This is a genomic window from Cucumibacter marinus DSM 18995, from assembly GCF_000429865.1.
Taxonomy (GTDB): Bacteria; Pseudomonadota; Alphaproteobacteria; order Rhizobiales; family Devosiaceae; genus Cucumibacter; species Cucumibacter marinus.
The window spans coordinates 168,659-182,619 of sequence record NZ_AUCR01000010.1 but is presented as its reverse complement, the minus strand read 5'-3'; the positions used below and the strand labels follow the sequence as shown (position 1 = coordinate 182,619).

At 57.2% G+C, this 13,961-nt stretch carries 6 protein-coding genes; all 6 read left to right on the top strand.

Annotation, left to right across the window (positions count from 1 at the left end; genetic code table 11):
• Positions 1-36 precede the first annotated feature (36 nt).
• A complete protein-coding gene (locus tag G489_RS0107990; RefSeq protein WP_210162592.1) occupies positions 37-2,865 on the top strand; it encodes a hypothetical protein in 2,829 nt (942 codons plus the stop codon).
• Positions 2,862-3,938, top strand: a complete 1,077-nt coding sequence (locus tag G489_RS0107985) for a hypothetical protein (RefSeq protein WP_029041104.1) — start codon at positions 2,862-2,864, stop codon at positions 3,936-3,938. The genes G489_RS0107990 and G489_RS0107985 overlap by 4 nt, the downstream gene beginning before the upstream one ends.
• Positions 3,939-3,960: 22 nt before the next feature.
• On the top strand, positions 3,961-9,525 hold the full coding sequence (locus tag G489_RS0107980) for a DEAD/DEAH box helicase (protein WP_029041103.1): 5,565 nt from the start codon (positions 3,961-3,963) through the stop codon (positions 9,523-9,525).
• 5 nt (positions 9,526-9,530) lie between these two features.
• Positions 9,531-11,495: an AAA family ATPase gene (locus tag G489_RS0107975; RefSeq protein WP_029041102.1), complete on the top strand. Its 1,965-nt coding sequence runs from the start codon at positions 9,531-9,533 to the stop codon at positions 11,493-11,495.
• 402 nt (positions 11,496-11,897) lie between these two features.
• Positions 11,898-13,232: a hypothetical protein gene (locus G489_RS0107970; RefSeq protein WP_029041101.1), complete on the top strand. Its 1,335-nt coding sequence runs from the start codon at positions 11,898-11,900 to the stop codon at positions 13,230-13,232.
• Between the two features lie 14 nt (positions 13,233-13,246).
• On the top strand, positions 13,247-13,930 hold the full coding sequence (locus G489_RS0107965; RefSeq protein WP_029041100.1) for a hypothetical protein: 684 nt from the start codon (positions 13,247-13,249) through the stop codon (positions 13,928-13,930).
• Positions 13,931-13,961 lie beyond the last annotated feature (31 nt).

Sequence of the window (13,961 nt, the reverse complement as noted above, 5' to 3'; positions counted from 1 at the left end):
GCCATGGCTGTGCCTTTGGACCAATGGCAGGAGCGAATGGAGCGGCATTTTGCGGCGCTTGCAGAGCGTCGCGCGGCGTCCGGCTTTCCTCTTTTTGCTCTGGAGCACGGTCTTGATGATGGTGAACTGGAGGAAATTGCCGAACAGCTACGGGCGCGCCTGAACACCGGACTGAGACTAGCGCCACACTGGTTGCTCTGGACAATCTACGCAGCAGAGAGAGGATACACCTATGAAGGCGGTGAATATTGGCAGTCTTTCGAAGATGTCACACCCGGCTGGGATTCCCGAGACCGGTACCGGGTTACGGCTTGGTTCTCGAAATTCCATTCAACCTACAATGGCGTAGTTCCTTCCGGACCGTGGGCGTCGCATTTCAGCATAATCGCCTGGCCGATTACCCATGCCGTTTTGCCCCGCTATTTGCAGCAGCAATTTGCCCGGACATTATATGACTTGCGCTTCACGCTCGCGCGGCTGACGACGATCGAGCCTGCGGTAATTGGCCGTTTGATCGCGAGTAATGTCTATTACGCGTCGACACGTTTCGAGCAGTTTCTTCAGCAAGAGGAACTGGTCGGCCGTATCGTCCTTGCGCTTCTCCACCAAGATCCACGTGAAGGTGAAGAGCCGCTTCTGCCCGCTACGCTCGATCGGATCGTCGCCGATCTTGAGCAGATGCGTCACGCCCGCGGTTGGCTCAGAGAGGCAAGTCGCGTTGTGGCTGACCGCTTCAAGGGCATCGGTCGGGGTGCGGCGCCTCGATCTTTCGGAGACGGCCTGGATTCCGTCGAGCGAAGGCTGCGGGAAGCCAGGCCCGATGTTCGGCCCGATCTGCGCTTGCGATATGCCGGCGACGGGCGTTGGACGCTCGTGATCGACGTTCCCAATTTCAAGCCAATTGCCGCTCTCAACCCGGAGATCCAGCAGTTTCTTCGGCGAACCCGTTCGAAGTTAAATGGCGATGATGTCAGACGGCCGGCCGGCTGGGTCCTGTCCGGTAACCGCCGTGCGGTTCTCAAAGCATGGCCTGACCCATCCAGACCGCTGGTCAGTTTTGAGTCCTCCAACGGAATCGTCGATCATCTTCTTGAGAGCGAATGCCGGATTAGCCCGGGTCCGATCTGGCTCTTCCGCATTGGCGCCGACGGCATCGCCCGCGAGATTGCCAGCCGCCTGATGCGTCCCGGTAATGATTACATCTTGGCGTCACCCGATGAATTCGAAGACCTGCAAGAAGGCATGACAGGCTGCGCCATCGAATGCAGCGATATCCGCGCCATCCGAGTTTCGGTGCCTTCCGATGTGACCGCCGCATATATTCAATGGCTGCGGATACGAAATCTCGAACTTGCCAGAACCATCCGTGTCTGGCCTGCCGGTTTGCCCGGCCGGAACTGGGATGGAGAAGGGCGAAGCGAATGGCTGACGACCGAAAAACCGTGTTTCGGGATCGTTCCCGATCATCCCGTGGACTCCTACCGGGTCACGCTCGGTGATGTCGCGACCGCTACCTTTCCGGCCGGAAAGCCGGGACAGCCAACCTTCATTCAACTACCGCAATTGGCGGCCGGGACATATCGCCTCAACGTCAAAGCGCACCGAAGTGCGGCTCTGGATGAAACCACAGCACCGCCCTCAAATGAAGGTTTCCTGGAACTCAGAATACGTGAGCCTGAGCCATGGATACCCGGAGCGACCTCGCATGTAGGCCTTGTGGTCAATAGCAATCCGCATGACGCCACGCTGGACGTGTTTTGGGAGAATCAGTTGGACCTAACGGTTTTCGGTCCCGAAGGTCGTCAGGTTACCCCGCATGTGAGCCTTGAGGATGCCAAGGGCGAGGAGATCTACAGCGCCCAGGTCTGCCCACCAGTCGACCTGCCGATTCTTCCAGAAATTTGGGAAAGGCGGTTCCAGGAATTCCTGCAGCAGCAACACGCGGAGTGGCGATACCTTGAGGCCGCTTCCGGCCTTCTCACAATCGAGGGGCAGGAACTTGGGCGGTTCGTCGTCCGGTTCGACCACGATGCGCTACCGGTCCGCTGGGTCTTGCGTCATCAAGGCGAAGCCATTGCGCTTCGGCTTGTCGACGATACAGGGCAAGAAGACGCGGAACCGAAATGCCGCTTTTTCAACATGGAGACACCAACCAGGATCGAGCGCCTCGATGCTGGAGAAGCCCTTGCGGGGTTCGATGTCCAGTCGCCAGGCGGGCTGTATATCGTCCAACACGGCAAGTTCCGGGACTTGGTGATCGTCAGCACCGGGCTGTCCGGTAGCGGCCTGGAGGGCTTGGGTGTTCATCCTGTCTACGCCAGTATTGCCGACAGCCCCAAATCCATCATCAAGCATATGAGGATATTGCGCTATTGGAGGTCAGCGCGGCTTGCGGGCTTCCTTGCCAACGCACGGCGGGGCCAGGTCGTGGTTGGCCTGACCACTCGCCTTTATGGGGCCTTGGCCGGTCGAGATTGGGGCCGAGCCGAGGCCGCTTTCATGCGAAGCAGCGATCGTGAAAAGGGTCTCGATCATCTGCAATCGTTGCTTGATCACAGGGGAGGTTTTCCGTCCGTGCTGCGTCGTGATGCCCTGAGCATCGAAGGTGGAAGGAAGGCGATTGTGGGCTGGTATGCCGATTTGGCCGCACGCTATGGCGTTTGTTCCGACCAAGCGCTTTGCTCCCTGGCAGTCGAGATAGCCAGCCGTCCGCACGAGGTGCCGCGCCTCTACCGTGACAGGCTGCCGGACCTTCTCAAACGCATTCTGGCGAAACCTCTGTTGCTGCGCGGCGCCCGGATCGTCGCGCTCAGCCATGCGTGCGTGGAAAATGGGCCCATAGAGTTGCTGCCGAGGTGGGAATGACGATCACTGAACTCACTCCGGATGAGGTTTTGGGCTGCTGCCGTACGTCGCTTGGCATCGGGATCGAGTCTTCTGGGCTTGACGACATTCTGTTGGCGGGCCTCCTGCGACGTGCAGCAGGGATACACTGTCCATGTTCAAGGACCGCGCTTCGCGCTGCCCTCATGGAAAGCCTTGCATACTTGCAGCCGGTCTTCGGAGCACTCGCCGATCGGCTGGACAATCTTACCGAGGCCATGATCGTCGCCGGTGACTTGCTAGAGCTATCCGATGTCGCGACCGATGACCCAGACGCCAAAGGAACCTGGGTTTTTGCGGCGCCGCCATCTTTTGTGGTTCGCCGTACCGGAAGCATCTTCTTGACCGGAATCGCTCCCGATCAGGACATCTTGTTGCCGGAACACCTGGCGCGGCGCGTGGTCCGCTCCCACGTGACGCAGTTTATCGCACCCGAGCCTGGCGAGGATCTGATCGAGCAGTTGATCGCGCACGGACTGCATCAGTTGTCTGAGTCCGTGTGGCTCCGATCGCCCAAGGCGCAGACCCCTGAACAGTTGATCCAACGTTTCGAAAATCAACTGGCCTCTCAGCCGACATGCGGACCGGTATCCGGTCTCGAGATCCTCGATCGAGATACCAAGGTGACCTACTATCGCGGGCGATGGGGCGCACCGCGTGGGCAGACCGGTACATTTGTCGCACGCCGGCCGCAGGAGTTCGGCGCGCCGCTCTGGAGCTTCGCAGAACTCGTCGATGGCACGTTGAAGCGGATCGTCGACTTGCCTCCCAGGCACTTTCGTTGGCGCGGATGCGATGCCGCGTGGCACTTACAGATGGCGATTGACCGCATCGCGGGACATCCGCAGCAATACAGGCGCAGCGCTACAGATGCCGGTGTCCGTTTCGATTTCTTTTCGCCGTTGCCACTCTGGGCGCAGCGCCGATTGATGGTTCTCGGTCACGAACGTCCACGTAGCCGCAGTTTGTTCGCGTACGAGATTCCCGTGGCAGAGGCTGCTGAAGAAGAAAAAAACCTTCAGGAAAACTTGTGGCTGGTGTCAACGGATGCGTAAGAATGCGGGAGGGGGGACAAGTATGCAGACAATTAAAGAAACTATAGAAAACCTGCACGGCTCGCTGAGTGACTATATCGAGGCGACATACCACATAAGTGCCCCGTCGTTGATTGCGCAGCGGCAACACCTTCTTGAACGTGACGGCATCATTCATCGCGTCCCTTATCTCGAATCGACGCCTAAATACCAAACGGGCGATACATTCGGCTCAATGGTCGGACTGCCGTCGGCCGCGCAGACGCTCTTTTCACGATTGAGTTCTCCGAGCGAAGACCTTCCGCGGTTGATTTACGATCCTCCGTACAAGCACCAGGCTGAGTCGCTTCGTCACAATCTCATCGACGGAAAGAATCTGGTCATCATGACCGGGACGGGTTCGGGAAAGACGGAATCATTCCTTCTTCCGATCCTGGGCAAGTTTGCGCAGGAGGCGCAAACGCGTCCCAGTGTCTTCGCTGAGCAGCCCGCGATGCGGGCGCTGATCATGTACCCGATGAATGCGCTCGTAAACGACCAGTTGGGGCGACTTCGCGCCTTGCTGGGCGACCCGCGCCTCGTCAGTTCCTTCAAGGAGTGGTGTGGCCGCCCACCTCGATTTGCCCGATATACAAGCCGGACCCCTTATGCAGGCATTCGCACGTCGAAGAAGGATTCGTCACGACTACAATCCTTCGACAGCTTCTACGTCGACGTGCTCAGGCGTGCGGAGAGCGAAGATGCCGAAGAGAAGGCACAGGCTGTTGAGTTGCTGACCGCCTTGAAGGATCGCGGCAAATGGCCAGCAAAACCCGATCTTGAAGCCTGGTTCGGGCAAAAGGGCAGCGCCTGGCAAGACCGGAAGACGGGAGAGTTCGTCAGGGCAGTTACGCTACCTGACGACTCCGAACTTCTGACGCGACACGAGGTCCATGCCGCACCGCCTGACCTGCTCGTCACGAACTATTCGATGCTCGAATACATGCTCATGCGACCAATCGAGCGACCTATCTTTGACAGGACACGTGAGTGGCTTGCTGACAACCCAGATGAGACCTTTCTGGTGGTGCTCGACGAAGCACACCTCTATCGCGGTGCGGCCGGCGCAGAAGTGGGATTGCTGCTAAGACGGTTGCGGGACCGGATCGGTGTCCCGGAAGACCGTTTCCGGATTATCTGCGCGACAGCGAGTTTCAAAGATGCTGATTATGCCCCGGCGTTTGGATCGCAGCTCTCCGGCATCCCGGCTGATACCTTCGTTCCAATCGAAGGCACACTCGATCTCAAGGAAGGTGCTGGGAAGGGAACGTTGGAGGACGCCGAAGCCCTTTCCGGGATTGATCTGAATGCGTTCTACGAGGCGGATACCGACGATGCCAAGCTGGCATTGATCACGCCATTGCTCGACTACCGAGGCGTCACGGGTGCGGAATCGACAGAACGTGGGCTCTTCGATGCGCTGAAATCGCTCCCTGCAATGTGCGCACTGATTAATGCGACCATGAAGGAAGCCCGGCCCATCGCCGAGCTTGGTACTTTTCTGTTTGCCGGTGATGTTCCGGCCAAAACTGCCGACGAAGCCGTTACTGTCCTGATGGCGCTCGGAAGCGTTGCGAGGCCGGAGCCGAATCTACCCGGACTGCTGCCCTGCCGCATACACAACTTCTTTCGGGGCTTGCCTGGCCTTTGGGTCTGTATGGATCCGGGCTGCAGCGAGCTCTCCGAGGATCAACGTGATGGCATCTGCGGAAAAATGTGCTCACAGCCGTCAGAAGAATGCGGCTGCGGGGCCCGGGTGCTCGAGCTGTTCACCTGCCGAAACTGCGGAACCGCCTACGCTCGCGCCTATACCGACGACGTCGATTCACCGCGTGCTCTCTGGTCCGAGCCGGGAGAGCAGTTGCGCATGGCGAGTGGCGAGACGAGCCCGTTGCTGCCTATCGATTTGCTTCTTGAGCAACCGGCGCACGACGATGGCGCCGAACCTGCCGACTACGATCTGGAAACAGGACAACTGAATCCGCTCTCTCCCGGACCGCGCATGCGAACGGTCTTCATCCGGCAGGATCGGCTCACCGATACGGCCGACGACGAGAATGAGAACGACACCGGTTTCGAGTCGCGCGGCCAGTTCACTCCGTGTGCGGTTTGCGGCAAGACCGCACGCTTTGGGCGAAGCTACGTGCAGGACCATCAAACCAAGGGCGACCAGCCCTTTCAGGCGTTACTGGCCCGACAAATTCAAATTCAGCCTCCTGGGCCAAAGGAAGCGACACCATTTGCTCCGCTGCGAGGCCGCAAAGTGCTCGCCTTCTCGGACTCCCGGCAGGTGGCAGCTCGTCTGGCACCAAATCTGCAGATGTATTCCGAACGGGATTCTCTCCGCCCCCTGATCATCAGCGGCTTCAATTGGCTCAAGGAACAGAATGCAATTCGCCCGCACCTGAATCTTGACGACCTTTATTTTGGTGTGTTGCTCGCGTCCAAACGCCTGAACGTGCGCCTGCGTCCGGAAATGCGGGGCGGGGAAAACTTTGATGCTGAAGAAGTTGTAGACGAGGCGGTCCGCCAGGATGAACTGGAAGATCCGTCGACCTTGTTGAGCTTGTTGTTGGAAATTCGGGCTCACCGTCCGCCGGAGTCGCTGCTTAGCAGCATGCTGACGACCTTGACCGACAGGTTTTGGGGGATGGAACCCCTGGCGCTCGCAACTTTGAAAGAAAGCGATCGCCACACAAAGAAGATATTGGGCCTGCCGCCGATACCGGGATTCGCTGAGAACGATGAGGCCAAACTTGCGATCGCGCGCTACTGGTTGCGGTGCTGGAACAACAACGGCTTCAGGCTTGCGCAGATGCCGGGCACCTGGATCAATCGGCCGCCATCAGAAGGATTTCGGGTCAAGCCGCGAAACCCGAAAGCCAAGATCAAGGCAATTGAATCCGTCATCGACGATAAGGCCGCCAGGAAGGTCTTTTGGGATAGCTGGTCGCCGGAACTGCTCAAGTGGTTCACGCAATCAGTGGAGAGTGGGTATCGGTGCCTGAACGGCAGCGAGCTTTCGCTCCAGTTTGATGGTGCCTGGATGCATTGCTCAAGTTGCAAATCGGTCCATCGTCCTATCCCTGGCATTGAAAGCTGCCTTGACTGCGGAAGTGATACCGTCTCCGCCCTTGATCCAGATGCCGACCCGGTCTTTCTTGCGCGCAAAGGTTTTTATCGCAAACCGGTTACGCAGGCCCTTGAGGACCCGCCGCGGCAGCCGATGGCTCTCATTGCCGCTGAACACACTGCCCAGCTAAACGCGCCGCAAAACGAGGATGTGTTCTCCAAAGCAGAAGAAAATGAGCTCTTGTTCCAGGATATCGCGCTGAGTGGGAGCGGTCTTGGAGGGCGTTCCACCGCAATCGACATTTTGTCCAGCACGACGACTATGGAAGTCGGTATCGACCTCGGAGCATTGTCAGGCGTGGCCCTGCGAAACATGCCGCCTGGGCGTGCTAACTATCAGCAGCGGGCAGGCCGTGCAGGTCGCCGCGGCAATGCTGTAGCCACAGTCGTCGCGTTTGGGAGCGCAGACACCCATGATGAGCACTATTTCTCCCAGCCCGACGAGATGATCCGGGGTGATGTCGTCGACCCGAAACTGACATTGGACAACCCTGAGATCGTGCGCCGCCACATCCGCGCGTTCCTCCTGCAGAACTATCACCAGGATCGCCTTCCGATCATCGACCCTGACCAACCACACGACCTGTTTTCTGTTCTGGGAAGTGTCTCCGGTTTTCGGAAGGCGGATTCGCTCTTGAATCGGGATGACTTCGCGGCATGGCTCGCCGACAATGAGGAGACGTTGCGTACCCGCATAGCCGGGTGGATTCCTGAGCAACTATCCGGAGACGATCGGGCTCTTCTCCTAGGTGAGTTCGTCAGTGATTGCCTTCAAGCTGTGGGCGAGGCCATCGCCCCTGGTCCCGGTGAAGAGGACGAGACCGAGGATGACGACGACGCCGATACCGCAGGTGACGAAGAAGCAGCTGAGGAAGGAGAAGAACACCCGCAGCAGGCTTCCAGCCCCGGCAAGATGCTGGACCGCCTCCTTTACTGCGGGAAGCTCCCTCGATACGCATTTCCGACTGATGTTGCGACCTTCAACGTATTCGACCGCGACCGGTCGTCCCGCCACAGGCACATCATGAAATTCGCGCCCTCACAGGGCTTGCCGATAGCGCTTTCCCAATATGCGCCGGACAAACAGGTCTGGATTGCGGGCAAGTGCTACACCTCGGGGGCCATCTATTCGGTCATGAAGGACGACCGCTTCCACGCTTGGGAGAGCAAACGTCTCTACATGGAATGCAGCGACTGTGGTTTCGCGAGGACGTTCGAAGCGGGTGAAATCGTCCGCAATGACACGACTGATTGCGAGGCATGCGGTGGCGAAAACACATTTGGGCCCGCTCGCTACTGGATGCGGCCGCCGGGGTTCGCTCACCCGATCGGCGTCGAGGAGATGACGTCTCCCGACGAAATTCCGGAAACCAGCTACGCCACCCGAGCGAAGTTGACGATGGGAACGCCGGGAGACGATGAGGGCTGGTCCGAAGCCAATGAGCGAATCCGTAGTCTGAAAACCCGGCGACACCTCCTGGTGTCGAATACGGGTCCGCAGCAAGAAGGATACAACTACTGTGTCAAATGCGGCCGAATAGAAGCGAGCAACACCCCATCGCCGATCCTGGCGGCGCCTCACCGCAAGCCGTATCCGGATGATGATGACAAACTCATGTGTGATGGCATTGGACCGACACGCCACCTGGTGCTTGGCACCGATTTCATTACGGACATCGCGCTGTTCTCAATGCGCGTGGCCGCACCGCTCAAACTGAAGCCGGGGCACTATTCAACGGATGTCGCGCTGCGAACTGTCAGCGAAGCACTTGCCAAGGCGGCATGCCAGATACTGGAGATCGAGCCTGGCGAGTTGATGGCCGAGTATCGACCTGCGCTCACTCCTGCGGGTAAAAGCGGGTTGGAAGCAGAGATCTTTCTCTATGACACGCTTCCTGGCGGCGCGGGCTTTGCGAGTCAGTTTGCAGATCGCGGACTTGAGCTGTTCCAGCGCGCACTCCAATTGCTGAAAACCTGCCCCGAGGACTGCGACGCTTCGTGCTACCGCTGTTTGCGGAGCTTCAAGAATAAGTTCGAACATCGCCTGCTCGACAGGCATGTGGGCGCTGAACTGCTGGAATATCTGCTGACAGGACTGAATCCCGGATTCAGCGCTGAACGCCTCAAGCGATCTACAGCCTTGTTGCTGAACGACCTCCTCCGGCGCGACGAGGGGATGGCGACATTCGAGGCTGGGCTAAAAATCGCCTATGGAAATGGAAAGTCAGTCACGGCTCCAATTCTTGCTGAATGCAAAGGTCGGAAGTTCGTCATTGCGCTTTCGGGGCCTTTGACGACAGGTCATCCCGCTGATCCGGCGATAGCTGAATTTCGCGACAGCGGCACTGAGTACCAGGTGATTGTCGAGAATGAACTCGTGATACGGGGTAACCTTCCAACGGCAACGCGCACCATCTACCAGCAGATCACCGGTTGAAGTAGATGATAGAACTGGTTGGCGTCGGCGAAGGGAAAGAATACGAGGCAGCCCTGCATTTGCGTAAGCAATTGCTTGCCGTCTGGCCCGACCTCAGCCAGCACCCCGACGATCATGTGAAGATTTTCGTTGGCCTCAAGCTTTACGGACATCCGATCGAAGACATCGACCTTTTTGTGGTGGGGCAGTTCTCTGAGCCACGCGAGTTTGACATTGAGTTCAAATTCTATCCGCGCGAGGGCGAGCCTTTCGTTCCGCGGCGCGCTTCGGTGCGCAACTTCGCCCTTGTCATTGAGGCCAAATCACACGATGCGACGGGTGTTAGGTTCGACGACAAGGTTGCTTCGGTAAGGTATCCCAGAGGCTGGGAGTGCGTGACCGAGAAGGCCCGGCAGCAGTTATTCGAACTCAAGAAGTACCTTGCGCGGAACGGTGTGCCGAAGATCTATCTCCAGGATCTGATTTTCTTTTCCGGACTGCGTGAGCCCGACCTCCCTAATCGGCCGCACAACTGTTTCGGCATCGATGCGAGCTTCGAACGCATTCTCAACATTTTGGGCCAAGTGTCGTCTCCGGCTAACAACGACCGCCGCGTAACGCTCAGCTTCGGCTCGGAGGACGTCTTCGATTCAATCTTTTCGTCAGAGACCGCTTTGCTTCAGACCATGGAGCCCACGCCGCTCGACCGGCGGCGCATGGATCGCATTGTCAAGGCAGCACTGCCCGAGGCCTGGCTCGATGATCTGACACATAGGCAAGTCGTAGTCCGTGGCAGAGGCGGCGTTGGGAAGACCGTCATTCTTCTTCAGATGGCGTACCGTGCTTACGACAGTAACCGGATGCGGTCGCTCGTGCTGACCTACAACAAGGCACTTGTCGCCGACATGAGACGCACGATGGCACTGCTCGGTGTCCCTCACCAGATCGAAAAAGGCGGCATTCGGATTGAAACGGTGCATGCGTTCGTCGGCCGCCTGATGCATGAACTCGGCATCATCAAGACTTACGATAGCTTTTTGGAGCGCTACGAGGAACACAAGGAAACTCTCTTAGACTACATTCGTAGCGGAGCGCTTTCCAGTGATGACCTTGAGAGCGTCCTTCAGGATAACGCCGATGATTTTGCCTGGGACGCAATCTTCGTCGATGAAGGGCAGGATTGGCCATCCAATGAAATCGAGATTTTGCGGGCAGTCTACCAACCGGAACGCATTGTTGTGGCCGACGGAGTCGATCAGTATGTGCGGGCATCCGTAGCGGATTGGTCATCGGGACTTGCACGGGAAAAGATGCGGCCGCGCCGGTTGCGGCGGTGCCTGAGAATGAAGGCTAGTCTCGCGCATTTCGTAGCCGATTGTGCTAATTCCCTCGGCCTTCAGAACTGGGACCTCGAACCAAATCCAGACGCCAATGGAGGACGGGTCATCATCGTTGAGGGTGACATGTCCGGTCAAACTGCGTTGTTGAGTCAGATTTTCGGGGAAGCCGCGGAACTCGGAAACTACCCTGTCGATCTACTTGCGTGCGTTCCGCCATCGTTGGTGGTCCGCGATGGTGAAGATACCTACTCGATACCGGGACGGACTATTCGCCAGAACGGAGGCGTCGTTTGGGACGCATCATCGTCTGACGTCCGGGAAATTTATCCAACGGAGCGCGACGCTCTGCGGATCGTGCAATACGACTCCTGCCGCGGGCTCGAAGGCTGGACCGTGATCAACTACGCCTTTGATGATTTCTATGATTACAAATACGAACAATGGCTGGCATCGCCGCCGGATCTTGGCGGGTTATTTGAAACGAAGGATGATCTTGCGGCGGCTTTTGCCGCGCAATGGATGATGATCCCACTGACCCGAGCGATGGATACACTGGTCATCAACGTGTCGAAGCGGCCCTCGGTCGTGAAAGATGCGCTCATGAGGGTGCAGAAGCGGAGATCTGATTTTGTTGAATGGGTAGGTCTGTAATTTGAGCTCCGCCCCCGCTGCGAATACTCATACCATCCAGATAAGCGTAGGTACCGCGAGAGCGAATATCTACGCGTATTACCCAAGCCTTCATCCCATTGTCGTCAATCTCGCTGAATGCGAAGATTGCGGCGGCGGCACTGCGCTTCCAACTTCTACGTGACAATGAAAAGGAAGAACTCGTAGATGTCTCTCCACATGGATCGCGGCAATCTGGTGTTTGCACGCACATCATTGGCGGCCGTTGTCGGGCGTGCTCCGGCTATAAGAACGCGTTTGCTCACAAGTTCGTGCGAGGAAATTCGTGAATGACACGAGATCGCACGGCGACCGTGACAAAAGGTAGTATACGCCTTGAATCGAGATTAACATATTGGCCAGTACTTTTGGGTCTGGCAACATATGACTGTTGATGTTGAAGCACGAGCATCCGAAATCGAAGCGGCCTACCGGTTAGCCGATGGATGTTACCTTTTGGGGAGCTTAGAGCGAGGCGTCACCGTCTATAATCAACAGGTCCGCGCTCATAATCTCGCATGGGCATTATGGGAGCGACGGAAAAGCTATCCGATTAAGAATATCGCTGTAGTAGGTGGCGGCATTGGTGGCCTCACGATGGCCGCGTGCCTTCTATCTCTGTTTGAGCCGACTACAAAAGTCACTATCTTTGAGAAACTGTGGGATTTGAGCCCGATTCAGCAAGGCGCTGACGGGCGTTGGCTACACCCCAGAATCTATGACTGGCCATATTTCGGGAGTCGGGCGCCGGGTGCGTCTCTACCCGTGCTCAACTGGTCTGAGGGGAGAGCATCAGACGTCGCCCGGACCATTTTGAACGAGTTCGGTCAGTTTTGCGATGGATTCGCAGCGGACGGTGACCGTATCTCCGTCTACCTAGGGCTCCGCAATTTCACGCTGAACGTCGGTGATAAAACCATCGATTACGTCGGCACGCGATCGAAAAGAACCGGAGCCTTTTTCGACTTAGATCAGCCCGAAGGTGGCACATCGACGTTCGACTGTATTGTTCTAGCCAGTGGCTTCGGCCTTGAAAGCGGGGCCGATGAGTTCCCTGTGTCATCTTATTGGCGAAATGATCAATTGGCACAGCCGGCGCTCAACGGAGCGCACCACCGCTACCTTATTTCTGGATTTGGTGATGGCGCTTTAGTCGACCTTTGTAGGCTGACTGTCGAACGTTATCGTCAAGATACGATCCTGTACGAGCTATTTGGGGATGATCTTGAACCCGTAGAGGAGGTTTTCAGGAATGACATCTCTAAGATTGGTGACGACGCGAACCTATATGAGCTTCTGACCGGATACGATCAAAACCGACTCGTGCGCGCGAAACAGGAAATATCCAACAGGGTGCGCAAAGACACGTCCGTCGTCCTGCACATTTCTGGCAGAGATGGGAAGATTGCGCGGTTCTCAGAGATATTTGGTCAGCGGAGTTCGGTTCTGAATCGGTTGATGACATTCCTTTTGTATCGATGTGGAGCGTTTTCGTTGAGTTTCGAAGAGCCGAGTGAATTTGCTCCGAAGAACGGTATTTCGCGTGACCATGTGCTCTGCCGCTACGGGGCGGACACCGTACAGCATCTCCGTGATATGATCGCGGATCATACTGATTTGGAGACTCGCCTGACGGAAATGAAGGACAGTCGGAAACAGGTGACTAGGCGCCTTTGGCAGCCCGGCGCGTTTCCGAACCCCCGCTCAAAAATCGATTAGAAAAGGATCTCACCATGGCGGAAAATCTCTATAAGCACCCCGAACCGGTGCCGCCTGCCTCCCAACTGGCTGTCTTGCCCTTCTTGGCAGCCGTGGACGGCTATCTCCGCGAAGAAGGCGATGTTCCCGGTCTTCGGATTACGATGCATCGCGCAGTGAGTCGTGAGGGGGATGGATATCTCCAGCAGGTTTGCGCATACCTTGAGGAATCCGGAGTCAATGCGAATGGTACCGTTGGCCGGTTTTTTCCAGTGAACGATCGTATCATGGGCGCCGCCTATGGTTCGGGAACGATCTGGCGCACACACCACTACGACAGTGTGGAGGCGCTCCACGCCGACCTTCACGACACCGAAAAAGGTGATCTCAGCAAGATTCCAGTGTCCTACCTCGCCATTCCATTCTTGGGCCCCCAAGATCAGGTGGTGCTGATCCTCTATGCGGACTGCAATCAATTGAATTTTTTTGCAGACGACGAGCGTGTGTCTCGGCTTGCTGCAATGAGCAACGGCCTTTGCAGGCTATTTGATTGGCTTCAAAGGGATCCCTTCCCCGCGCTGCGAAACTTCCCGCTTCAAAAGGGAGAACCTATTACCGGGAAAACCGGTCTCTACAACATTCATGAAGCACTGCCGAATCTGGCGGCGCCAAAGTTCGCGGAGGTCTTCTCCTTCAATTATGAGGCCGCAATCGCGTGAGTTCGATGGCTTGGTGCGCTGGAACAACCTG

Bases quoted from the DNA above. Each gene is read 5' to 3' on its own strand.
- G489_RS0107990 (WP_210162592.1), top strand. From the start codon at position 37: ATGGAGCGGCATTTTGCGGCGCTTGCAGAGCGTCGCGCGGCGTCCGGC.
- G489_RS0107980 (WP_029041103.1), top strand. From the start codon at position 3,961: ATGCAGACAATTAAAGAAACTATAGAAAACCTGCACGGCTCGCTGAGT.
- G489_RS0107965 (WP_029041100.1), top strand. From the start codon at position 13,247: ATGGCGGAAAATCTCTATAAGCACCCCGAACCGGTGCCGCCTGCCTCC.
- G489_RS0107975 (WP_029041102.1), top strand. From the start codon at position 9,531: ATGATAGAACTGGTTGGCGTCGGCGAAGGGAAAGAATACGAGGCAGCC.
- G489_RS0107985 (WP_029041104.1), top strand. From the start codon at position 2,862: ATGACGATCACTGAACTCACTCCGGATGAGGTTTTGGGCTGCTGCCGT.
- G489_RS0107970 (WP_029041101.1), top strand. From the start codon at position 11,898: ATGACTGTTGATGTTGAAGCACGAGCATCCGAAATCGAAGCGGCCTAC.